Genomic DNA, 23,212 nt, shown 5'->3' on the forward strand with positions numbered 1-23,212 from the left:
TGTCACAGATGGGATTGTCGCGGCTTAACCGCAACCTCTTCGGCGCTTTAGGAGCCGCCCTTCAGCCGTTTGCGGTGGAGTTCTTCCGCATTCGGCAGGGCCTTTTCCGGTACACCGAAAATCTGGCCGGGCTCGATGAGGTCAGGATTTTTGATCTGGTCCTCATTGGCGAGGTAGATCGTCGTGTAACGCACGCCCTGTCCATAAACGCGCCGGGAAATCTGCCACAGCGTATCGCCGCGGCGGATGATGACGCTGTTCTGGCTTTCGGCAAGCGGTGCCTGCTCGAAGGTCTGCGGGCCGGCAGGTGCCTGCGGCGCGGGCGCGGCTGGTGCGGTAATGTGCAGTTCGGTCAGCCGGCTTGCGAGCGATGCGATGCCCTTGCCGATGGCCGCCACATCATTCGGCCATGCCTCGACCGATGCCAGCAGATCGCGCGCCTTGGCGGTGATGCCACCTGCAAAGGCGGTGAAGGCCGGCTCTGTTGCCGCGGCGGTGCGGAACTCGGAGAGCGATTTCAGGGCAATCACCACCGCGGAGCGGCCGGCAATCGCCTGATCGAGCGCCGGTGTCGCCTGATCCCTGTAGAGATTGGAAAGAATGCCGAAAGCCTTGGAAACGTCGTCACGCAGCTTTTCAAAAGCGGCGCGGTCGATTGCCGTGCTCTGGTTTTCAGCCGGTGCGGCTGTGGTGGCGGCGGGCGAAGCGGTGGGCGCCTGCATGGCAACGGTTGCCTGATCGGTCTGTGGCCGCTCGAAGGGAACACGAACGCGCAGCTTCACCGTGCCGTCGGCATTCAGTTCCTCGACGGTGATGATATGGCTGCCAACGGCAAGATCGACATCACCTTCGACGACGAAATGACCGGAGGCTTCCGTAATGCTCTTGCCGATTTCCCGGTCATCGACCAGCGCACGCACCGTCGAACCGGCAGGTGCGGAACCGGCGACGAAAATCTTCGATCCCTCAAATTCCACGGCTGTGACCTGAACGGTCGAGGCAGCAGCCTGACCCGGAGTGGAACCGGCCGCAGGGGGAGTGGCGGCATTGCCGGTTTCGGCGGTTGTCGCTGCGGGCTGTCCCGATTGTGCGGTCTGCAGTGCAGGAGGTGCGGCCTCCGGCATCGCCAGCACGCGGCTTGCCTCGCCGGGCTTGGAAACCATCGCCAGAAGTTCGCCGGCCTTGCCGTTGGGCACCGAGACGGTTGCCACTTCTTCGGATTGTGTCGCCTTGCCGCTGGTGTCGGTGGAACGCAGCACCAGCTCATGGTCGCCCGGCGGCAGGGGATTGTCGAAAACCGCGGCGAAATCGCCGGTGCCGTCGATGGTCGTCTGGGCGATCACCTTGCCGTTGCTGAGAATTTCGAGTTTGGCACCCGGCTGCGCCTTGCCGGCGACCACGGCCGAACCATCCGGCTCGACGCGCAACACGTCAAAGGTCGGCACGCCGGGCGTTGCCTGCGCAGCCCCGGCAGGAGCCGTGGTGGCAGGTGCAGCGGCGGGCTGTGCCGGCTGCGCTGCGCCATCGTCGGTGCCGGCGAAAACACCTGCCAGGCGGCGGATCTGGGCCGCTGCCGCTGCCGCATTGTCGGGCAGACCGCGCAGGAAGGCCGTGGTGCGCTCGGCCGCCGTGCGCGCGGTGGTGATCAGCCGCGAGGTCGTTTCGTCCAGCGATTCCGGGATTTCGATATTGGTCAGTTCCTTGAGCGAAGCTTCGACCTTTTTGCGCGCCGCTGCGAAATCGGCGTCGGAGGGAACCTTGCTGTCGGCGAAAAGCGTTGTCAGATCCTTGATCGACTGGGTTGCAGAGGCCGCCAGCCGCCCCACCTTGTCGGCGATATTGGCGGTTTCCTCTGCGGCGTCGGACAGGATGTCGCCCGCCTTGTCGCCACCCATTTCAACGCTGTTCTTCACCGCATTGCCGGCGTCATTGATGGCCTCGCCGATCGGTTTGCCGTCGTTGGAAATCCTCGGCAGGACGAAAAAGATCATGAGCAGGGACGCAATGCCCAGCACGATCAGCGCCAGCAAACCGGCTTTATTGTTTTTCATCCTGGAATCTCCGGGTATTTCAAGCTTTTCACACGAGTTGAGATTGCTAGCGTCTTACCTGGCGGCAGACAAGCGGTGTGTGGCCAAAAGGCCATATTTACAAGGGATTTCCCAAATTTTCTTGACGTGCAGCATCCCGCATAGTTCCTTCCTCTCATGACGGACAAAAATACAGCGATTCGATCCATCTGCGTTTATTGCGGCTCCCAGCCCGGACGTGATCCAGCTCACATGGAAGCAGGCCGCGCGCTTGGAAAATCCATTGCCGAAAACGGCATCCGCCTCGTTTATGGCGGCGGCACCAAGGGCATCATGGGCGCGGTTGCCAGCGGCGTTCTTTCCAACGGCGGCGAAGTGACGGGCATCATACCGGAATTTCTGGTCGATATGGAGGCAACGCGCCATTCTCTCGGACAATTGAACGAGCTTGTCGTCACCAAGGACATGCATGAGCGCAAACATATGATGTTTGAGCGCTCGGATGCCTTCGTGACCCTGCCGGGCGGTGTCGGCACCCTGGAAGAGATCGTCGAGATCATGACCTGGGCGCAGCTTGGCCGTCACGCCAAGCCGATGGTCTTTGCCAATATCAACGGTTTCTGGAACCCGATGCTGGAGCTGGTGCAGCACATGCGCGACCAGGGTTTCATCCATCGCGCCCACCTCTTGAACCCGCTTGTCGTCGACGAGGTGAAGGACATCGTGCCCGCCATCATCGACCGGGCGCTGGCGCAGCAGAACCCGGAAGGCGACCCTTCGGTCATTTCCCGCCTCTGAAACATGTTGCCGGAAAACGTGCGGCGTTTTCGGGAGAACGGCATGCATCACGTATGGAAAAATCGTTAATGAACCGCCGCGCGGTTCATTATAATTTTAAGTGTATATTAATACAGATTTAACAGCGGCATTGCTCCGCCCGCTCTTTTCATGGCCCCGCGACTGATCCTGTGCCAGCGTCACCAGGACGTTGGCCGTCGCGGAATCTCTTTTCGCCGCCATGAGATTGGGTGCATCAGGAAATGATTGCTTTTGTGGTGCGGCTTAAAAGCCGGGCGCATTTCATTATTCAGAGAAGCCCGCTGCGGGGCAGGGAAGGTGTGCTTGGTTCCGCCGCCCGCCGCCGGGTGGATACGCGAATGCGCCTCGGTATCCTGATCGCCGTTTTCGTCGCCATCTATGCCGTCGTGGCTGCGCGTCTTGTTCAATATGGGCTTGCGCAACCCGTCGCAACCGCGTGGATCAACACCGGCGCCACCGCCGTCGCGTCGCGGCCGGATATCGTCGACCGCAACGGCAAGCTGCTGGCCACCGATCTCAACATGGTGTCGCTTTATGCCGATCCGCGCCGGGTTGTCGATCCCGACGAGGTGGTGGAGAAGCTGGCGACCGTCATCCCCAATCTCGACTGGCGCGACACACATCGCAGATTGCGTTCGGATAGCGGTTTCCAATGGCTGCGACGCCAGCTTACGCCCCGTCAGCAGGCGGATATCCTCAATCTCGGCATACCCGGCATCGGCTTCCGGCCGGAAAAGCGCCGGTTTTATCCGGGCGGCCCGACAGCCTCGCATATTATCGGCCACGTGAATGTCGATAATCAGGGCCTTGCCGGCATGGAGCGTTATCTCGACCAGCAGGGGCTCGCCGATCTGCGCGCCACCGGTCTTGCAAGCGGCGTGGCGCTGGAGCCGGTGAAACTGTCGATCGATCTGCGGGTGCAGAACATCGTCCGTGAGATCGTCATGAAGGCGAAAACCGACTATCAGGCGGAAGCGGCGGGCGCGGTGATCCTTGACGTGGAGACGGGCGAGGTGCTGGCCATGGCCTCGGTACCGGACTACGACCCCAACGAACCGTCCCGTACGCTTGCCGATGGCAGCATCGACAGGGAGTATGAAAAGGGCTGGTTCAACCGCATGAGCAACGCCACCTTCGAGATGGGCTCCACATTCAAGAGCTTCACGCTCGCCATGGGGCTGGAGGCGGGCGCGATCACGCTGAATTCAGTGGTCGATGCGTCGCGGCCGATCCGCATGGGCGGCTTCACCATCAAGGATTTCTGGGGCAAGAACCGACCGCTTTCAATCGCGGAAGTGTTTCAATACTCATCCAACATCGGCACGGCGGCGGTTGCCGACATGGTCGGTGTCGAAGGCCACCAGCAGTTCCTGACGAAACTCGGGTTGTTGTCGCGCATGGAGACCGAGATGCCGGGCGTGGCCACGCCAACCCAGCCGAGGACGTGGAAGAAGATCAATTCCGTCACCATTTCCTTCGGGCACGGTATCGCCACCACACCGTTGCAGACGGCGGTTGCCGCCGCAGCGCTCATCAATGGCGGAAACCTGATTTCACCCACCTTCCTGTCGCGTTCAAGGGAAGATGCGGCAACGGTTTCCCGTGCCGTCATCAAGGGAAAGACCAGCGCCGATATGCGTTATCTTTTCAACTGGAATGGTATCAAGGGCTCCGGCAGGCGTGCGCAGGTCGAAGGATTTCACGTCGGCGGCAAAACCGGCACCGCTGACAAGGTCATCAACGGCCGCTACGCCAAGGATATCAATTTCAACAGCTTCGTCGCCGCCTTTCCGATGCATAAGCCGAGATATGTCGTGCTGTCGATGATCGATGCGCCGAAGACGGGTGAGAACGGCGGCCGCACGGCAGCCTCCACCGCAGCGCCGATGATCCGCGAAATCGTCGCCCAGACGGCAGCGCTCCTCGGTGTCAAACCGCGTTTTGGTTACGAAGCGGATCCGCAATTGCTGATGGATTATTGATGTCCGCCTCTCCTCGTTCCCGCAACGGGCACAGGAACGAGGGAAGGAGCCGGATTACCGCTTGAACCGCATCAGGCTTGAGCCGGTATAGATCGCCAGCGCCACCCAGATCATTGCAAACGCCGCCATCCGCACCGTGTCGAAGGGTTCCTTGAAGATGAAGATGGCGATGAGGAAGATCATCGTCGGCGCGATATATTGCATGATACCGATGGTCGAAAGCCGCAGCAACTTGGCGCCATTTCCATAGAGAATGAGCGGAACGGCGGTGATCACGCCGCTTGCTGCCAGAAGCCAGGTGTCGGCGGAATTGCCGCCCATGAAATGCGCCTGTCCGCTGAAGCCCAGCCAGGCCATGACCAGCACGGCGGGAATGGACAGCAGCATGACTTCCAGCAGGAAGCCCTGCGTCGCGCCAATTGGCAATGTCTTGCGGAAAAAGGCGTAAAAGCCCCAGGACATGGTAAGCGCGATGGACACCCACGGCAGGCTGCCCGCATGCCAGGTGAGGATCGCCACCGCGACCGCCACGAGGCCAATGGCGGCGATCTGCGCCGGATAGAGTTTCTCCTTCAGCAGCACGGCACCAAGAAAGATGCTGAACAGCGGATTGATGAAATAACCGAGTGCGGCATCCAGCGCACGGCCCGCGCCGATCGCCCAGATATAGATGCCCCAGTTGATGCTGATGAGGGCGGCGGTGAGGCTCGCCATGGCCAGCATCTTCGGGCTTTTCAGTGCCGAGCGGATTTCCGTTGTCCGGCCGAGCGCAATCAGCACCGCCGCCGCGATCGGCACCGACCAGATGACGCGATGCACGATGACCTCGATCGGCGAGATATGCGCAACCGCCTTCATGTAGATGGGGAGGAAGCCCCACAAAAGATAAGCGGAGAGCGCGAAAGCAAAACCGCGCGCGCTGTCGCCGCCCTCTTGGGCCGGGAGCGATTTGTCGAGTGCCATGGGGAGTACCGCCAAAATTGTTCGGATGGCGTTTTATAGCGGATCGTCACAGGGGCGGCCAATTCATTTCCGTGAAGGGTTCATGAGAAAAACTGCATGAATAACAGGCGCTTTGCTCTTGAAATAAGCTGCCATCGTAACTGTCAGGGTGCTCCACGCGAAAAAATCCCGCGTGGAGCCTCATAGGCATTCCATATGAATCATTGTCTCAACCGGCCGTTTCAAGCCGCTGAAAAGACTCTTATTTCCCGGCAAAGCGATCGTTGGCGCGGATCAGCTGGTCGAGAATGCCGGGTTCACTCATCGCGTGTCCCGCCGCCTCGATAATGTGGAAATCCGCCTTCGGCCAGGCCTTGGCCAGCTGCCAGGCATATTTCAGCGGGCAGGGCATGTCGTAACGCCCATGCACGATGACGCCGGGAATATCCCTGAGCTTGCTGGCATCGCGCAGCAGTTGCCCTTCTTCCAGCCAGCCGGCATTAACGAAGAAGTGGTTCTCGATGCGCGCAAAAGCGATGGCATATTTATCCTCGCCGAAATCCTCGACGCGGTCAGGATCGGTAACGAGCGCGATGGTCGCGCCTTCCCACTGGCTCCATGCCTTGGCGCATTCAAGCTTCTTTGCCTCGTCAGCGCCGGTGAGATAGCGATTATAGGCCTGCATCATCTCGCCACGCTCGGCTTGCGGGATGGGCGCGATGAATTTTTCCCACTGATCCGGATACATTTCCGAAACGCCGAACTGGTAGTACCAGTCCAGTTCCGGCCGGGTAACGGTATAGATACCGCGCAGGACAAGTTCGCTGACGCGGTTCGGATGGGTCTCGGCATAAGCGAGTGCCAGCGTCGAACCCCAGGAGCCGCCGAAAACCAGCCATTTTTCAAAGCCGCAGAGTTCACGCAGCCTTTCAATGTCGGCGACCAGATGCCAGGTGGTGTTGGCCTCCAGTTCCGCATGCGGCGTGGAACGGCCGCAGCCGCGCTGATCGAACAGGATGACGTCGTAAAGTGCGGGATCAAAAACGCGGCGATGCGTGGGGTTCACCCCGCCGCCGGGGCCGCCATGCAGGAAAACCGCCGGCTTCGCGCCGCGTGTGCCCACCCGTTCCCAATAGATCACGTGCCCATCACCCACATCGAGCATGCCGGTCTCGAAAGGTTCGATCTCGGGATAAAAGCCGCGCAGTTCTTCGGTCATGGATTACTGTCCTCTGATGGCCATTTGGCCGTGTCGTGGTCCGGATGCTGCCGGCTGTTCACCGGCGCGGGCGCGTCATCCGTTGCAGGTTCCGGCTCGACCGGCAAGCCGTCAAGCTCGGAAAACCAGTGCATCTTGCTGGCAAGATTGGACTGCGCCTCCGGTTTTATCCGCTCTGGCTCATCCAGCGAACCAAGGGTAATATTGATGAAATCGGCGCCCGTAACGTCGTAAAAAAGCGGCGTGCCGCAGCGGCCGCAAAAACCGCGGCGCACATGGTCGGAAGACTGGAACCATGATGCTTCGCCGCGGGTCATCTCAAACTGCGTGAGGGTACTTGCCGAAAGCGGCATGAAATAATTGCCCGATGCCTTCTGGCACATGCGGCAATGGCACAGATGCGGATAACGCAACCCGCCCTTGACCTGATAACGCACTGCGCCGCACTGGCATCCGCCACTGAAGTCCGTCAGCTCGCTCATCAGCGGCCTTCTTCCGGCGGCCAGACCTGTGTGTCGTGATCCGGGTGCTGATAGGAGTTGATCTCCGCCTCGTCCACGCCCTGTTCCACGGCCGGTTTGGAAAACAGCTGCTCGATCCACGGCATGCGCTTGTGAAAATTGACCTGTACCTGCGGCTCGAGCCGCTCCGGGTGATCGAAAGCGCCGATCGCGATCTCCACGCCTCCCGGATAATGATAGGTCAGCGGCGTGCCGCATTTGTTGCAGAAACCGCGATGGATCTTGGTCGAGGAGCGGAAGAGGGCAGGCTGGCCGCGTGTCCAGACCAGATGCGCCTGATCGGCGCTGACCAGCGCGCCGAAGAAATTGCCGAAATGTTTCTGGCACATGCGGCAATGGCAGATGGAGGCCCGGCCAAGCTTGCCAGCGTGAAAACGCACGGCGCCGCACTGGCAGCCGCCGGAAAAGCCCGCTTCACTCATTTTCCGCTCTCCGGTGGCCAGCTTTCGGTGTCGTGGTCGGGATGCTGATAGGAGACGAGGTTGGTGAGATAATCCACCGAGGTCAGGTCGTCTTCCGTGGGAACGGCAGGCAGCGTGTGGATGCTGTCGACGAAATCGATCTTGCGCTCCACGCCCCACTGAATGGTCGGCGGCAGGGCGGCGGGATCGTCGAATGCCCCCGCTGCCACCGCCACGCCATCCGGCGCCTCATAGGTCAGCGGCGTGCCGCATTCCGGGCAGAAGCCGCGCTTGACGACGCTGGAGGACTGAAAGCGCTTCGGCTCACCGCGCGTCCATTCGAATTCGACCTCACGCACGGAGACCAGCGGCGCATAATAAGCCCCGAAAGCCTTCTGGCACATGCGGCAATGACAGACGGAGCTGTCTTTCAGATCGCCGGTTGCGCGAAAACGGATCGCGCCGCACTGGCATCCGCCGGTATGGGTAGTCATGCTTGGTTCTCCTTTACCGTTCGGATAATGTGGAGACAGACATTATCGATGTCTTTGAGGATATCATCGTTCCAGAAACGGAGGACGGTCCAGCCGTCTTTTTCAAGCCGCACGGTTCTTTCACGATCGTAGTTTAACGCTGCCTCAGATGTATGTTGAGAGCCATCGAGCTCGATAATAAGTCGATGATCCGAACAGGCGAAATCGACGATAAAACCGGCAATCGGCATTTGCCTGCGAAAACTCAATCCTTCAAGGCGATGGGCGCGAATAGCGTTCCAGAGCTTAAGCTCGGCGTCCGTCATTACTTTCCGCATCTGCTTCGCATATTTGCGATGCATCGGGTCTATATCTGCATGCGGCATGATCTGGCTCGCCGTTTAGTGCCTCGCCTTAGATTGGTTGAGCAAACTTAAAATCGCAAGCGGATTGTGGTGAGCGAGGATACCCCCCTCTGCCCTGCCGGGCATCTCCCCCACAAGGAGGGAGATCGGTATGACGCGCCTGCGTCGCTCCATTTCGACCGAAGAGAAATGCGGGGCCTAACCACGAGTTAATCTCCCCACCTGTGGGGGAGATGCCCGGCAGGGCAGAGGGGTAAGCCGCGAGTCGCAGCTTACCGCTTAATCTCCCAAGTCGTCGTCCGCTCGCCCGTTTCCTTGTCCTTGCCATCCTTCAACTGAATGCCCTTCTCCGAAAGCTCGTCGCGAACACGATCCGCCTCCGCAAAGTTCTTCGCCTTCAGCATCTCGAGCCGCAACTGCACCAGCGCATCGACAGCCGAAACGATTGCCTCATCCATTTCCGCCTTCTTCGGCAAGACACCAAGCAGTGCAGCGCTGGCGGCAAAGGCCGGCAGCCTGGAAGGGTCCACATTGGCGGCGTGGGCCAGCGCGTGCAGCGCCTGGACGGCGGCGACCGTGTTCAGATCGTCGGCAAGCGCCTCGAGCACGGTTTCATCCGGTGCCGCATCGGAGACATCGGCTGCAGGCCACTTGGAAAGCAGACGTTCGGCCTCTTCGAGACGCTTCACCGAAAAATCGATCGGTTCGCGATAATGCGTCATCAGCATGGCAAGGCGCAGAACCTCGCCCGGCCATTGGCGGCCGCCGAATTTCTCCGTGTGCAGTAATTCGTAGATGGTCACGAAGTTGCCCTCGGACTTCGACATCTTGCGGCCTTCCACCTGCACGAAGCCGTTATGCATCCACACATTGGCCATGACATGCGTGCCGTGGGCGCAGCGCGATTGCGCGATTTCGTTCTCATGATGCGGGAAGATGAGATCGAGCCCGCCGCCGTGAATGTCGAAGACCTCGCCGAGGTAGCGACCGGCCATGGCCGAGCATTCGATGTGCCAGCCCGGACGGCCACGGCCCCAGGGGCTTTCCCAGCCCGGTTCGTTATGCGAGGACAGTTTCCACAGCACGAAATCGCCCGGGGTCTTCTTGTGGGCTTCCACTGCCACGCGTGCGCCCGCCTGCTGCTCGTCCAGAGGCCGCTTCGAAAGCTGGCCGTAATCGGCCATCGAGCGGGTGTCGAACAGCACCTCGCCGCCCGCCGTATAGGCGTGGCCGCGGGCAATCAGTTTTTCGATGAGATCGATCATCTCGGCAATATAATCGGTGGCGCGCGGTTCGACGGTTGGCGGAAGGCAGCCGAGCATGGCCACATCGTCGTGGAACTGGTCGGCGGTCTTTTTCGTCACCGCATGGATGGCGTCGTTGAGCGGCAGATGCGGATAGTCGCGTAGCGCCCGCGCATTGATCTTGTCATCGAGATCGGTGATGTTGCGAGCATAGGTCACGTGGGTCTCGCCATAGACGTGACGCAGCAGCCGGTAGAGAACATCGAACACGATGACCGGGCGCGCATTGCCGATATGGGCAAAATCATAGACCGTCGGGCCGCAGACATACATGCGCACATTATCAGCGTCGATTGGCGCAAATTCCGCCTTTTCGCGTGTCAGGGTATTGTGGAGTTTGAGGCGCAAGGACATGCGGGTGTTCCCTAAAGGCAGTCAATTGTCCTGACCGGACCGTTTGTCTGTTGGACCTTGCGGGGAGACGAAAACGATCTGGCCGGCGGCGAACCAGCAAAATTTATTCAGCAGCAGGTGCAGATCGTTGTTTTCATGTCTTGCCTTATGGCGCGGCGGTGCCGTGCGGTCAAGAGCATCCGTGGTGACCGCATCGGCTGCCGAGGCATGAAACAGTCACTCCGGCTGGCGGTAGTCGACGAATTTCCTGTCACGCACGACAAAGAGCTTGCCGGTTTCGGTAAGCTCCGGCGAGGCAAGCGGAAGAATGGCGGCGGCAACCTCTGACGGATGCGGCACGGTGGCCGGGTCCTCGCCGGGCATGGCCTGGGCCCGCATGGCGGTGCGTGTGGCGCCGGGATTGATGCTGTTGATGCGCAGCGCGCTTTTTTCGGTCTCTGCAGCCCAGGTGCGGGCGAGTGCTTCGACTGCCGCCTTGGAGGTGGAATAGACACCCCAGAAGGGGCGACAGCTATGGGCGGCACCCGAAGACAGGATCAGCGCGCGGCCGGCATCCGATCTCAGCAGCAGCGGCTCAACCGAGCGGATCAGCCGCCATGTGGCGGTGACGTTGATGGTCATCACCCGCTCGAAAACCTTGGCCTCGATATGGCCGACCGGCGAGATGACGCCGAGAACGCCGGCATTGGCGACCAGAATATCAAGCTTGCCCCAGCGCTCGAAGATATTGGCGCCCAGCGCATCGATGGCGTTCATGTCGGAAAGATCGAAGGGAACCAGCGTCGCAGTGCCGCCAACGGCCTTGATGGCGTCATCAAGCTCCTCAAGGCCGCCGACCGTGCGGGCGCAGGCGATGACATGCGCGCCGGCCTTGGCCAGTTCCAGTGCCGTGAAATAACCGATACCGCGCGAAGCGCCGGTGACGAGCGCGATCCGGCCCTTGAGATTGATGGTCATGTTGCCCCTCCGAAATGATTGCGCCTCCTTTTACGAAGCCACAGCGGCCGGCTGCAAGCGATTAAATCGTCGCATGGGACGGCCTGAACAAAAGGCAAGAAAAAAGCGGCCCCCGGAAGCCGGCGGCCGCTTGTTCATTCGGGCTATCAGCCGTTGCTGGCCAGCATGGAAATCTTGCTGCCCATCGCCTCGCCATTCTGGTCGAGAAGGCGGGTCGGATAGTCGCCGGTGAAATAATGGTCCGTGAACTGCGGCCGCGCATGGTTGCGGTTCTCGCCGCCGACGGCGCGGTAAAGTCCGTCGATCGACAGGAAAGCCAGCGAATCGGCACCGATGAACTTCGCCATCGCCTCGACATCGGCATATTGATTGGCGAGCAGCTTGTCGGCGTCAGGTGTGTCGATGCCGTAGAAATCCGGATGGAAAATCATTGGGCTCGCAACGCGGATATGAACTTCCTTGGCGCCGGCTTCGCGGATCATCTGCACGATCTTGACCGAGGTGGTGCCGCGCACGATGGAATCATCCACCAGCACCACGCGCTTGCCTTCGATCATCGCCCGGTTGGCAGAGTGCTTGAGCTTGACGCCGAAAGCGCGGATCTGCTGCGTCGGCTCGATGAAGGTGCGGCCGACATAGTGGTTGCGGATGATGCCGTACTCGAAGGGAATGCCGCTTTCCTGCGCAAAACCGAGTGCTGCCGGCGTGCCGCCATCGGGAACCGGGACAACGACGTCGGCTTCCAGCGGCGCTTCCTTGGCAAGGTTTATGCCCATGTTCTTGCGTGTCGTATAGACGTTGCGGCCGCCGACGACGGAATCGGGGCGGGCGAAATAGACATATTCGAACAGGCAGAGACGCTCCGGCTGCGGCTTCGAGGGCTTGCGCGCATCGATGGTGATCGAACCGTCAGGCTGGATTTCGCAGATGATGACTTCGCCGTTTTCAACGTCGCGCACGAATTTCGCGCCGATGATATCGAGGGCGCAGGTTTCGGAGCAGAAGATCGGCTTGCCATCAAGCTCACCCATGACCAGCGGGCGGATGCCGATCGGGTCACGCGCGGCGATCAGCTTGGTGCGCGTCATCGCCAGCATCGAATAACCGCCTTCCATCTGCCTGATAGCATCGATGAAACGATCAGCGGTGGAGGAGTGGCGCGAGCGGGCGATGAGGTGGAGAACGACTTCGGTATCCGATGTCGACTGGCAGATTGCGCCGGTGGCGATGATCTGGCGGCGCAGCGTCAGGCCGTTGGTGAAGTTGCCGTTATGGGCAATGGAAATACCGCCTTCTTCCAGCTCGGCAAACAGCGGCTGCACGTTGCGCATCGCCACTTCGCCAGTGGTGGAATAACGGGTGTGGCCAATGGCGATGGAGCCGGGCAGGCGGGCAAGCGTTGCGGGATCGGTATAATGATCGCCGACGAGGCCCATATGGCGTTCCTGATGGAAACGCTTGCCGTCGAAGGAGACGATGCCCGCTGCTTCCTGGCCGCGATGCTGAAGCGCATGCAGGCCGAGCGCGGTCAGCGCCGAGGCGTCGGCATGGCCGAGAATGCCGAAAACGCCGCATTCTTCATGCAGCGTATCGCCGTCGATCTCTTCCTTGAAAGTGGCCCCAGGGAACGGGGAATGCGAAAGCGGCTCAATCATCCGGCTTGCCCTTGCTCTCTACCGAGAAAAAAGAAAGACCTCTCCGGTGAGCGTGTCTCCCGGTTGGCCTGTCTGTGTCGTGCTTGATATTTAGCACAAATAGCGCGCCTTGCATGCATTGCAAGGCGCACCCTCGTGTCAATTATTCGTTGCTGGCGGATTTGTTGCCGGCACATCTTCCGCAGGGGCCTGCGCGGCCGTCGGTTCCTGCGGTTTTCCAAGGATACGGGCGCGAATCTGCGGCTCGATATCGTCAGGCAGAACCGCCTCCAGCTTGCCCACCAGCCCATCGAGGAAGGGCTTGGACTTGGCCTGCGTTACCCACTCCGGCTGCGTCTTCACATCCACCAGCCAGTTCCAGAAGGCGACCGCGACGACCAAAAGCAGAATGCCGCGCGCCGCGCCGAACAGGAAACCGAGCGTGCGATCCAGCGCGCCGATGCGGCTGTCGATGATGAAATCGGCAATGCGCGAGGTGATGAAGGAGATGACGATCAGCGAGACGAGGAAGACCACGCCCGCAGAACCGGCAATGGCGATCTTGTCGTCATCGGTATAGTTGCGCGCATAGGGCAGCAAAACCGGATAGAGATAATAAGCGGCGGCGACCGAACCCGCCCAGCTCGCGATCGACAAAATCTCACGGGAAAAGCCGCGCACCATCGCAAGAACGGCGGAGAAAAGAACAACGGCGATGACGATGCCGTCGAAAATTGTAATGGGCATATACCAACTCCGGAGGTGCGACGCCTTGTCAGACGCTGCCTTGCCAATTTTGCGATCCTCTTACACCACTGTTTCCCTTGGCGAAAGGATCAATATTCGTCGTCCTCAACCTGTTTGAACCGGTTGCCGGAGCCGGCGATGCGCGCCACGAGGTCCGGAAGGCTTTCAATTTCCGTCCAGCGACCTTTGCCCGCTTTCGGCAATTCAGCTGAACCAGACGGCAGAAGTGCGGCGGAAAAACCAAGTTTTTCGGCTTCTTTCAATCGCTGCACCGTGTGCGCCACCGGACGTACCGCACCCGACAGGCTGATTTCGCCGAAATAGACGCAATCGGCGGGCAGGGCAAGACCGGCAAGCGAGGAAACCAGCGCCGAGGCAATCGCCATATCCGCCGCCGGTTCGGAAATGCGGTATCCGCCGGCCACGTTCAAATAAACGTCATGCTGGCCGAGCTTCACGCCGCAATGGGCCTCCAGCACGGCAAGGATCATGGCAAGCCGCGAACTGTCCCAGCCGACCACGGCGCGGCGTGGCGTGCCAAGCGAGGTGGCGGCGACCAGCGCCTGCACTTCGACGAGCACGGGGCGGGTGCCTTCGATGCCGGCAAAAACCGCTGCACCGGGCGATTTTTCGTTGCGCTCCCCCAGAAACAGTTCGGAGGGATTGGAGACTTCCCTGAGGCCACGATCCGACATTTCAAAAACGCCGATTTCATCCGTCGGTCCGAAGCGGTTCTTGACGGTGCGCAAAATACGGTAGTGGTGGCCGCGGTCACCCTCGAAATAGAGCACGGCGTCGACCATGTGCTCGACCACGCGCGGACCGGCAATCTGGCCTTCCTTGGTCACATGGCCGACAAGCACCATGGTCGCGCCCGTCTGCTTGGCAAACCGGATCATCGCCTGCACGCCGGTGCGCACCTGCGTCACCGTGCCGGGCGCGGAATCGGCCGTGTCGCTCCAAAGCGTCTGGATGGAATCGATGATGATGAGATCGGGCCGTTTGCCCTCGGAAACCGTCGCCAGAATATCCTCGACATTGGTTTCAGCAGCCAGCAGCACATCGGTTTCCGCCGCTTCCAGACGCTGGGCGCGCAGGCGCACCTGCGCCACCGCCTCTTCGCCCGAGACATAGATGACGCGATGCCCGCGCCGCGACAGGGCCGCCGCCGCCTGCATCAGCAGCGTCGATTTGCCGATACCAGGATCGCCGCCGATCAGGACCGCCGAACCGCGCACGAAACCGCCGCCGGTCGCCCGGTCCAGTTCGCTGATGCCGGTCGGAATGCGCGGCGCTTCCTCGATCTCGCCGGAAAGCGAGGTGAGCGTGACAGGTCTGCCCTTCTTCGGCACCTTGCCCGGCCCGGAGCCGATGCCGCCCATCGGATCCTCTTCGACGATGGTATTCCACTCGCCGCAGCCTTCGCATTTTCCCGCCCAGCGGGTGTGAACCGTGCCGCAGTTCTGGCACACGAATTGGGTCTTGGCTTTGGCCATCTTATGTCAGTTTTCTTCTTGTTTGAAATCTTTGGCGGAAATGTCCTGATGGCCGTGCAGCACGCGCAGAACGGTAAGCTCATTCTCGTCGACACGAAAGAAAATGACGCGCTCACGATAAGCGATGCTGCGAAGCCCGGCTCCATATCCGCTTCTTGAGACACCGGATAAGCCCAGTGCCGCTATCGATTCGATTTTATTGAAGATATCGAGGACGAGGCGATCGGCAGCAAGGGGATTTTCAGTCTCGATATAGGCGTGGTCTTCGGCAAGGTCGCGCCTTGCGCGCGTGGTCAAGGTTGGAGTCCGGATTTTAATGGCCGGTCCCCGTTTTTAGCCGCGCGGAAACTCTTTTGATATCGCTCAGAAACTCGTCCTGTGAGGCATAACGGTGAACCCGGCCCGCCTCGGCGTCGTCGATGCCCTCCTGGATCAGCAACTGAAGCGCGGCTCTTTTACCTTCCTCACTGCTTAACAATTGCAGGCTCGCATGAATGACGGCATCCGCGTCGCTGTAAATACCAGCCGCCACCTGCTCCTCGATGAACTTCTCGTCCTGCTCACTCAAATGGATTTCGGGCATTTCGATCTCCTTTTGTTCTCTTTTAGCACAGGTCATATCGGCTTTCCAAGAGCTAAAGGCAGCTCTCAGTCGTCGGCCATCAGATATTGCCGCTCGTAGCGCAGGCCAAGCCCAGTCAGCATTTCATAGCCAATGGTGCCGGCCGCCCGCGCGGTCTCATCGACGGGCACGTTCGGGCCAAAAAGCTCGATATAGTCGCCGCTGCGAATGGCGTTAACAGGCACATCCGTGACGTCGAAAATGGTGAGGTCCATTGTCACGCGGCCGGCAACGGGCACCTTGTAGCCATTCACAACGCCATAAGCGCCGCCATGGCCCATTTCGCGCAGCGGAATGCCGGAGCCGGACAGCGAACGCTGGTACCCATCCGCATAACCGACGGAAGCAATGGCAAGCCGGCTTGCGCGCTTGAGCAGGAAGCTGCCACCATAGCTGACGGTCTGGCCTTCACCCGCCTCGCGTATCTGGATGATCCGCGCCTCGGCCTTCGCCACAGGCCGCATCGGGTTGGCCACATCGTTGACTGCCTCGCCGCCATAGAGGGCGATGCCGGGGCGGGTGAGGTCGAAATGATAATCTGAGCCGAGGAAAATTCCGGCGGATGCCGAAAGGCTTGATTCGATACCTTCGAAAGCAGCGCTAACCTTCCGGAATGATTCGAGCTGAACCCTGTTCATCGGCGAGGATGGCGTGTCGGCGCAGGCGAGATGCGACAGAACCAGAACCGGGTCGAAACTCGCCGGTCGCGTCACGTCGTCGGCAAGGAACAGCGCGTCGTCGAGCGGCAGCCCGAGGCGATTGAAACCGGTGTCCACATGCAGCGCGCAGGGGTGGTCGCCCCGCTCGGTAACTGTCGCCATCCAGAAGGACAGCTGTTCCTCGGAGGCCAGCACCGGCACCAGATCATTGTCGAAGACCTGCCGTTCCTGGCCCTGCCAGATGCCGGAGAGCACGAAGATGCGCGCTTCCGGGGCGTAGGAGCGCAACGTCGCGCCCTCGGCCACCGTCGCCACGAAGAAATCCCGCGCACCGGCATGATAGAGCGTCGCGCCGCAATCCTCGATACCGAGACCATAGGCATCGGCCTTGACGACAGCTGCTGTCCGCGCTTTGCCGGAACGCTTCTTCATGTCCCGCCAATTGTCGGCCAGCGCGCCGAGATCGACAGTCAGCCTCAGCGGCGCGTGTTCGAATGCGTCGGTTTCGTTTTCAGCAAATGTATCTTCGAAGTCGTCTGTCATGCCATGCGTCCGGTTGATTTTGGAACCGGCCAGACCCTAGCACTTTTGTTCAAGACGGTAAGGATCGAATGCTTTAAACTCGGCTCATGCACAATGTTTCGCAGGAACAGGCCATAGATGTCATGCCGATTGCCGCGGCGGAAACGACGCGTTTCTGGCGTGATCGACGTTTCGGCGGCATGGAATGTCTGAGCGCGACGTTTCTCACCCATGAATATTCGCCGCACGCGCATGACACTTTCTCGATCGGCGCGATCGAAAGCGGCTCGCAGATTTCCACCATTCAGGGCACCACCGAACAGACGGGGCCGGGGCATCTTTATCTCATCAACCCGGATGAGATTCACGATGGTGCGCCGGGCGGCGGCGGTTATCGTTATCGGATGATCTATCCCGACAGCTTGCTGCTGCGTGACGTCATCGAGGATGTCACGGGCAGGGCTTTTCACGGCACGCCATCTTTCCCAAGGTTTCTGCCGCGCGACCCGCAGATGGCCGCAGCCTTCCAGATGGCGCACCGGCGGCTGGAGGCGAAATCCGGAGCGCTGGAGGCGGATGAGGGCATGTTTTCGGTTCTTGCAGCTCTCTTCGGCAGGCACGGCAGCGCCATTATCCTTCCCGTCGAAACCCGCGAAAAAACGGCGGTCTATACCGCCCGCGACTATCTTTCCGATAATTACGAAACCGATATCGGTCTCGAAGAGCTGGCATCCATCGCCGGTCTCAGCCGCGCCCACCTCATCCGGGCTTTCCGGAAGGAGTTTCACATTACCCCGCATGCCTATCTGACGGATGTGCGCATCCGGCAGGCGCGCCGCCTTCTGCGCGCCGGCGAGATGCCGGCCGAGGTGGCGGCACTGTGCGGTTTTGCCGATCAGGCGCATTTCACCCGGCATTTCAAGGCGCGCACCGGCGTCACGCCGGGGCAATTCCGGACGGCTTGATCCGCTGCCCTGTTTTCCTGCCCGATGTCACTTTCATTCAAGACCGGATGACTTTCCAGGCGTAATCGCACTCTTCTGAAAGGGAGGATGGGATGTCCGTATCGGAAAAGCGTGCCGAATTTACCGTGGGATTGAGGGCTGCTGCCCCGCTGCTGGTTGCCATGGTGCCGATTGGCGTCGTGTTCGGCGCGGTCGCCATCGGCAAGGGTCTGTCGCCGCTCGAAGCGTTGCTGATGTCGCTGCTGGTCTTTGCCGGCGGCTCGCAATTCGTCGCCATGGATCTCTGGACCCATCCGGCAAGCTGGAGCGCACTCGGTTTTGCCGCGTTGCTGGTCAATCTGCGCCATGTGCTGATGAGCGCTTCGATCGCCGGCAAGCTGGATGATTTTACCGGCTGGCGAAAATATGCGGCGATGCTGGTGCTGACGGATGAATCCTGGGCGCTGTCGGAGTTTCGGGCGATGACTGCAAATTTGACCGCGGCCTTTTTTATCGGCGCGGCGCTGCCGATCTATCTGCTCTGGAACTTTAGCACACTTGCAGGTGCGCTGCTTGGCGCGGTCATGGGCGACATGTCGATCCTCGGTCTGGATTTTGCTTTCCCGGCCGTCTTCATCGTGTTGCTCATGGGCTTCTGGAAGGGCAGGGAGACAGGCTTCGTGTTGCTGGCAAGCGCAGCTGCTGCCTGTCTCACCCATGCGTTGGTTCCGGGCGCCTGGTATATCGCAGCCGGTGCCCTGGCGGGGCTTGCCGTCGCCGCCTTCAGTCACGAAGAACAGGCGGAGCAGCCGGCATGACGCTTGATGCAAATACCCTGCTGACGATCCTTGCCATGATGGCGGCAACAGTCGCCACCCGGCTTGGCGGCCTGCTGCTGGTCAGTCATTTCACCCTGACGCCGCGCCTGAAGAAGGCGCTCGGTGTGGTGCCGCCTGCCGTTCTGATGGCCGTTGTCACACCGACAGCACTTGCGAGCGGGCCGGCCGAAACCATCGCCTGCGCGGTAACGGCGATTGCGGCGCTGCGTCTTAGCCTGCTGCCGGCAGCCACGCTCGGCGTCGTCACCGTGGCGCTGCTGCGCGGAATCGGATTGTAAGAAAATCCTGCCAAGGCCCTGAAAAGACTCCATCCGTTCCCACATTGAAATGCGGGAGGTTGCGAGGGCGAAAACCGTTTCGCCCTCACCATCCGGTTCGGATCAATGCTCTTCGTACTGGCTGAAGGACGGGTCGGCCAGATCGGCAAAGCGGGTGAATTCGGACTGGAAGGCGAGCTTCACCGTGCCGGTCGGTCCGTGACGCTGCTTGGCGATGATGACATCCGCCGTACCCTTCACCCGGTCGAAATGGTTTTCCCATTCGGCATATTTCGGGTCGGCCGGGTCGCGTGGTTCCATGTTCTTGACGTAATATTCCTCACGGAACACGAACAGCACCACGTCGGCGTCCTGCTCGATGGAGCCGGATTCACGCAGGTCGGAAAGCTGCGGGCGCTTGTCTTCACGGCTTTCCACCGCACGGGAGAGCTGTGACAGCGCGATGATGGGAACGTTGAGTTCCTTGCCAAGTGCCTTGAGGCCCGTGGTGATCTGGGTGATTTCCTGCACGCGGTTTTCGCCGCCCTTGCCGCCGCCGGTCATCAGCTGAATATAGTCGACGACAAGGACATCGAGGCCGCGCTGGCGTTTCAGGCGGCGGGCGCGGGCGGAAAGCTGGGCGATGGAGATACCACCCGTCTGGTCGATGTAAAGCGGCACCTTCTGCATCATCTGGGAGCAGGCGACGAGCTTTTCGAAATCCGCTTCGGTGATGTCACCACGACGGATTTTCGAGGATGACACTTCCGTCTGCTCGGAAATGATACGGGTGGCCAGCTGTTCGGACGACATTTCGAGCGAATAAAAGCCGACGACGCCGCCGTTTTTCGCCTTGAACGAGCCATCAGGCTGCACTTCCTGATCATAGGATGCCGCAATGTTATAGGCGATGTTGGTGGCCAGCGAGGTCTTGCCCATACCCGGACGACCGGCAAGCACGATAAGGTCGGAGCGCTGCAGGCCGCCCATGCGGGCGTCGAGCGAGTGAATGCCGGTGGAAATGCCGGAGAGATTGCCGTCACGCTCGAAAGCGGCGCCCGCCATGTCGATCGCCAGCGCCACCGCATCGTTGAAGGACTGGAAGCCGCCGTCGTAACGCCCGGTTTCCGCCAGCTCGAACAGACGGCGCTCGGTGTCTTCGATCTGCGCCTGCGGCGGCATGTCCAGCGGCGCGTCGAATGCGATGTTGACGACATCCTCGCCGATCTGGATCAGCGCGCGGCGCAAAGCTAGGTCGTAGATCGCCCGGCCGTAATCCTCGGCATTGATGATCGATACGGCTTCTGCGGCCAGGCGCGCAAGATATTGCGCCACCGTCAGGTCGCCGATCTTGTCGTCGGCGGGCAGGAAGGTCTTGATCGTCACCGGATTGGCGGTCTTGCCCATGCGGATGATATCGCCCGCCACCTCGAAAATCTTGCGATGCAGGGCTTCGTAAAGATGCACGGGCTTCAGGAAATCCGACACACGGTAATAGGCGTCGTTATTGACGAGGATGGCGCCCAGCAGCGCCTGCTCAGCCTCGATATTGTTCGGCGCTTCGCGGTAATGCGGTTCTGCGGGGGTGATCTTTCTCACAGCGTCGTTCATGGTTTGCGCGATCTCCCTTGCCTTGTCCTTAAACCTTGGGTTTGGCTTCCTGGGGCATGGCAGTCAATGATATTGTTGCAACACTATACGGCAGGCTGACGTCCGCTCTGTAAAGCTGGATCACATCTTCAGTTGTCCCCAGCAATCCACAGGCGGGTGGGGACGGGGTGCCGGAATTTTCCGGCAACGTGATTCGCTGCCATGAGTTTACCGCATGGCAGACCCGGCATGAAAGAAACTTGAAAATCGTCAGGCTTACGAATAAGTAGGTAGTAAATAAGTAGTGTGCTAATTATAAGGCTTGCTGACATGTCCCGCGAGACCGACAAGGAACAGCTTCTCGATGAAGTCTCCGCTTTCACCCGCAAACTGCGCGCGTTTTTTGATGCGCGGGTAGGGGAAAGCGGCCTGACGCTGGCGCGTGCCCGTGCGCTTTTTGCCCTGTCGCGACGCGGCCCGCTGACGCAGACCGAGCTTGCAGAAGAAATGGAAATCGAAACTCCGACGCTGGTGCGGGTTCTCGATGGCATGGAAAAACAGAACCTCATCGAACGTCGCTCCGACGAAAACGACCGCCGCGCCAAGCGCATCCACATGACGGAAGAGGGTGAGAAGACCTCCGGCACGGTGCAGGCGGTGGCGAAGACGCTTCGCTCGAAAATAACCGCCGATATTTCCTCTGAGGATCTGGCCATGGCGCTGGATGTGATGCGCCGTCTTTCGGCCAATCTGCAAAACCTTGCGGCGGGGAGGGGGCAATCGTGAGCACCGGGTTGCCGCAGACCACGGACGAGGCTGCCTCTGAAAAGGATGTGGCTGTTGCCAGGCCAGAGGGAGCCGTGGCTGCCTCCCAAACAGTGAGCGATGCCGATGGTGGCGAGATCGCGCCGGAACCTGCTGTTCCCGCTGCACCGCAGCCGGTTGAGCGGCCGGTGTGGCTGCGGCTGTGTTTCATCTTTGCGGGCCTGTCGTTCTTCATAACCCAGGGTCTGGGCATGAACCTCGTCATGGCCAATATCTACCAGTTACAGGGCGAATTTTCCGCCACGGTGGCTGAGGTGGCATGGCTTTCCGCTGCCTATATGGCGCCCTATGCTACCTTCTCCATCGCGCTCTTCAAGATCAGGGCGCAATATGGCCTGCGGCCCTTTGCCGAACTCTCGATCATCGCCTTCGTGGTTGCCTCCTGTCTCAACCTCTTCGTGACGGACCTGCATTCGGCAACCGTGATCCGCTTCGTCAGCGGCATGGCCGCCGCGCCGATCTCGTCACTCGGATTCCTTTATATTCTCGAGGCCTTTCCGCCGGCGCGAAAATTCTCGCTCGGTTTCAGCATCGCGTTGACCGGTACGTTGCTGTCGGCACCCATCGCGCGCATCGTTTCGCCCTCCCTGCTGGAAATCGGCGGCTGGAATGCGCTCTATTCCATGGAGGTGGGTTTTGCGCTGATCTCCTTCGCCATGATCTATGTGCTGAAAGTCACGCCGCCGCCGCGCGCCAAAGTCATCGAGCGCGTGGATATTCTGAGCTATCTGCTGTTTGCCGGCGGTCTCGGCTGTCTGGCGGTCATGCTGACGCTCGGCCGGTTCTACTGGTGGTTCGAAACCTGGTGGCTGGGCGTGCTTCTGGCGACGTCGATCGCGCTTCTGACGCTCATGGCCTTCATCGAATTGCCGCGCAAGAACCCGCTGCTCGACCTGCGCTGGATTTTCTCGAAAACCAACCTGCATATCATCGCTGTCCTGCTGGTTTACCGCGCGGTTTCCTCCGAGCAATCCTCGACGGCAGTCGGCTTTTACCAGCAGCTTGGCCTGCTGAACGAACAGACGACAACGCTTTATGCACTGGTGCTGCTGGCGACTGTGCTTGGCGGCGCGGCCTGCGCCTGGCTGATGCTGACGAAATATGTCGATACGGCCCATGTGATCGCACTGACGCTGATTGCCGCCGGCTCGTTCATGGACAGCCAGTCCACCAATCTGACGCGGCCGGGTGAAATGTATCTCAGCCAGATGATGATCGCCTTCGGCGCCGCCATGTTCCTGCCGCCCGTCATGTCCAAGGGTTTTGCCGCAGCGCTTGCCAGAGGCGCTCCATATCTGGTGAATTTCATCGCCATATTTCTGTTCACTCAGATCACGGGTTCGATGCTGATGACCGGGCTGCTCGGCAGTTTCGTGACGCTGCGCGAAAAATTCCATTCCAATGTTCTGGTGGAAAATATCCTGCTTACCAACCCCATGGTCGCCCAGCGCGTATCCCAGCTTTCCGGTTCTTACAGCCATGTCATCACCGATCCGGCGCTGCTGAAGGCGGAGGGGCTGTCGCTTCTGGGACAGCAGGTCAGCAGGGAGGCCTATGTGCTCGCCTATAATGACACGTTCCTGCTGATATCAGTTGTTTCGGCGCTGGCACTGGCCGCGCTTTTGCTCCACCTTGCCTGGATGCGCATCCGTCCATTCCTTCTCCGGGATAATGTCGATGCCGCACCGGCACCACAGTCTTGAACCTTCC

23 protein-coding genes are annotated in these 23,212 nt (G+C 60.3%); 7 read left to right on the top strand and 16 right to left on the bottom strand.

Annotated elements, in window-relative coordinates; translation table 11 throughout:
* Positions 1 to 47: 47 nt before the first annotated feature.
* Entirely contained in the window at positions 48 to 2,051 is a 2,004-nt protein-coding gene (locus PL640_RS04900; RefSeq protein ID WP_271360974.1) for a LysM peptidoglycan-binding domain-containing protein, read from the bottom strand.
* Between the two features lie 156 nt (positions 2,052 to 2,207).
* Here PL640_RS04900 and PL640_RS04905 point away from each other — a divergent pair, with 156 nt between their 5' ends.
* On the top strand, positions 2,208 to 2,828 hold the full coding sequence (locus PL640_RS04905; protein ID WP_080842185.1) for a TIGR00730 family Rossman fold protein: 621 nt from the start codon (positions 2,208 to 2,210) through the stop codon (positions 2,826 to 2,828).
* 242 nt (positions 2,829 to 3,070) lie between these two features.
* The gene (locus PL640_RS04910; RefSeq protein ID WP_142839472.1) at positions 3,071 to 4,831 is read left to right on the top strand and encodes a peptidoglycan D,D-transpeptidase FtsI family protein; all 1,761 of its coding nucleotides are present in this window, start codon (positions 3,071 to 3,073) and stop codon (positions 4,829 to 4,831) included.
* A gap of 54 nt (positions 4,832 to 4,885) precedes the next feature.
* Here PL640_RS04910 and rarD read toward each other — a convergent pair whose 3' ends face one another.
* The 14 genes from rarD to alr all read right to left on the bottom strand — a co-directional run bounded on the left by rarD (position 4,886) and on the right by alr (position 17,068).
* The gene (gene rarD / locus PL640_RS04915) at positions 4,886 to 5,794 is read right to left on the bottom strand and encodes an EamA family transporter RarD (RefSeq protein ID WP_142839473.1); all 909 of its coding nucleotides are present in this window, start codon (positions 5,792 to 5,794) and stop codon (positions 4,886 to 4,888) included.
* Between the two features lie 241 nt (positions 5,795 to 6,035).
* Positions 6,036 to 6,992, bottom strand: a complete 957-nt coding sequence (pip, locus tag PL640_RS04920) for a prolyl aminopeptidase (RefSeq protein WP_271360976.1) — start codon at positions 6,990 to 6,992, stop codon at positions 6,036 to 6,038.
* Positions 6,989 to 7,474 (bottom strand): GFA family protein, encoded by a 486-nt coding sequence (locus PL640_RS04925; RefSeq protein ID WP_271360977.1) that lies wholly within the window; start codon positions 7,472 to 7,474, stop codon positions 6,989 to 6,991. Before PL640_RS04925 ends, pip begins: the two co-directional genes overlap by 4 nt.
* The gene (locus PL640_RS04930; protein WP_271360978.1) at positions 7,474 to 7,935 is read right to left on the bottom strand and encodes a GFA family protein; all 462 of its coding nucleotides are present in this window, start codon (positions 7,933 to 7,935) and stop codon (positions 7,474 to 7,476) included. The genes PL640_RS04925 and PL640_RS04930 overlap by 1 nt, the downstream gene beginning before the upstream one ends.
* The gene (locus PL640_RS04935; protein WP_142839477.1) at positions 7,932 to 8,408 is read right to left on the bottom strand and encodes a GFA family protein; all 477 of its coding nucleotides are present in this window, start codon (positions 8,406 to 8,408) and stop codon (positions 7,932 to 7,934) included. Before PL640_RS04935 ends, PL640_RS04930 begins: the two co-directional genes overlap by 4 nt.
* Positions 8,405 to 8,773, bottom strand: coding sequence for an endonuclease domain-containing protein (locus tag PL640_RS04940; RefSeq protein ID WP_271360979.1), 369 nt, complete (start codon positions 8,771 to 8,773; stop codon positions 8,405 to 8,407). Before PL640_RS04940 ends, PL640_RS04935 begins: the two co-directional genes overlap by 4 nt.
* A gap of 251 nt (positions 8,774 to 9,024) precedes the next feature.
* Positions 9,025 to 10,410: a cysteine--tRNA ligase gene (gene cysS / locus PL640_RS04945; protein ID WP_269698345.1), complete on the bottom strand. Its 1,386-nt coding sequence runs from the start codon at positions 10,408 to 10,410 to the stop codon at positions 9,025 to 9,027.
* Positions 10,411 to 10,626: 216 nt separating this feature from the next.
* Positions 10,627 to 11,367 carry an SDR family NAD(P)-dependent oxidoreductase gene (locus PL640_RS04950; protein ID WP_269698342.1) on the bottom strand — a complete coding sequence of 247 codons (741 nt, stop codon included), beginning with the start codon at positions 11,365 to 11,367 and terminating at the stop codon, positions 10,627 to 10,629.
* Positions 11,368 to 11,513: 146 nt separating this feature from the next.
* The gene (gene purF, locus PL640_RS04955; RefSeq protein WP_271360980.1) at positions 11,514 to 13,022 is read right to left on the bottom strand and encodes an amidophosphoribosyltransferase; all 1,509 of its coding nucleotides are present in this window, start codon (positions 13,020 to 13,022) and stop codon (positions 11,514 to 11,516) included.
* Between the two features lie 138 nt (positions 13,023 to 13,160).
* Complete coding sequence (locus tag PL640_RS04960; protein WP_046798795.1) at positions 13,161 to 13,748, bottom strand: CvpA family protein; 588 nt, start codon at positions 13,746 to 13,748, stop codon at positions 13,161 to 13,163.
* A gap of 89 nt (positions 13,749 to 13,837) precedes the next feature.
* Positions 13,838 to 15,244 (bottom strand): DNA repair protein RadA, encoded by a 1,407-nt coding sequence (gene radA / locus PL640_RS04965; protein ID WP_142839481.1) that lies wholly within the window; start codon positions 15,242 to 15,244, stop codon positions 13,838 to 13,840.
* A 6-nt stretch (positions 15,245 to 15,250) separates the two neighbouring features.
* On the bottom strand, positions 15,251 to 15,541 hold the full coding sequence (locus PL640_RS04970) for a type II toxin-antitoxin system RelE/ParE family toxin (protein ID WP_142839482.1): 291 nt from the start codon (positions 15,539 to 15,541) through the stop codon (positions 15,251 to 15,253).
* Between the two features lie 16 nt (positions 15,542 to 15,557).
* Positions 15,558 to 15,827: a type II toxin-antitoxin system ParD family antitoxin gene (locus PL640_RS04975; protein ID WP_271360981.1), complete on the bottom strand. Its 270-nt coding sequence runs from the start codon at positions 15,825 to 15,827 to the stop codon at positions 15,558 to 15,560.
* A 65-nt stretch (positions 15,828 to 15,892) separates the two neighbouring features.
* A complete protein-coding gene (gene alr / locus PL640_RS04980; RefSeq protein ID WP_271360982.1) occupies positions 15,893 to 17,068 on the bottom strand; it encodes an alanine racemase in 1,176 nt (391 codons plus the stop codon).
* An 86-nt stretch (positions 17,069 to 17,154) separates the two neighbouring features.
* Between alr and PL640_RS04985 the strand changes: the two genes are divergently transcribed.
* From PL640_RS04985 to PL640_RS04995, 3 genes are all read left to right on the top strand, one after another.
* On the top strand, positions 17,155 to 18,012 hold the full coding sequence (locus PL640_RS04985; protein ID WP_271360983.1) for an AraC family transcriptional regulator: 858 nt from the start codon (positions 17,155 to 17,157) through the stop codon (positions 18,010 to 18,012).
* 92 nt (positions 18,013 to 18,104) lie between these two features.
* Positions 18,105 to 18,809 carry an AzlC family ABC transporter permease gene (locus PL640_RS04990; protein ID WP_271360984.1) on the top strand — a complete coding sequence of 235 codons (705 nt, stop codon included), beginning with the start codon at positions 18,105 to 18,107 and terminating at the stop codon, positions 18,807 to 18,809.
* Positions 18,806 to 19,108, top strand: coding sequence for an AzlD family protein (locus PL640_RS04995; protein WP_271360985.1), 303 nt, complete (start codon positions 18,806 to 18,808; stop codon positions 19,106 to 19,108). Before PL640_RS04990 ends, PL640_RS04995 begins: the two co-directional genes overlap by 4 nt.
* A 102-nt stretch (positions 19,109 to 19,210) precedes the next feature.
* Here PL640_RS04995 and PL640_RS05000 read toward each other — a convergent pair whose 3' ends face one another.
* A complete protein-coding gene (locus tag PL640_RS05000; protein ID WP_046798803.1) occupies positions 19,211 to 20,698 on the bottom strand; it encodes a replicative DNA helicase in 1,488 nt (495 codons plus the stop codon).
* A 309-nt stretch (positions 20,699 to 21,007) separates the two neighbouring features.
* Between PL640_RS05000 and PL640_RS05005 the strand changes: the two genes are divergently transcribed.
* The gene (locus PL640_RS05005; RefSeq protein WP_271360986.1) at positions 21,008 to 21,463 is read left to right on the top strand and encodes a MarR family winged helix-turn-helix transcriptional regulator; all 456 of its coding nucleotides are present in this window, start codon (positions 21,008 to 21,010) and stop codon (positions 21,461 to 21,463) included.
* Positions 21,460 to 23,205 carry an MFS transporter gene (locus tag PL640_RS05010; protein WP_271360987.1) on the top strand — a complete coding sequence of 582 codons (1,746 nt, stop codon included), beginning with the start codon at positions 21,460 to 21,462 and terminating at the stop codon, positions 23,203 to 23,205. Before PL640_RS05005 ends, PL640_RS05010 begins: the two co-directional genes overlap by 4 nt.
* Positions 23,206 to 23,212: the final 7 nt, after the last annotated feature.

Source organism: Agrobacterium sp. ST15.16.024 (genome assembly GCF_027956545.1).
In the GTDB taxonomy this organism is placed as follows: Bacteria; Pseudomonadota; Alphaproteobacteria; order Rhizobiales; family Rhizobiaceae; genus Agrobacterium; species Agrobacterium cucumeris.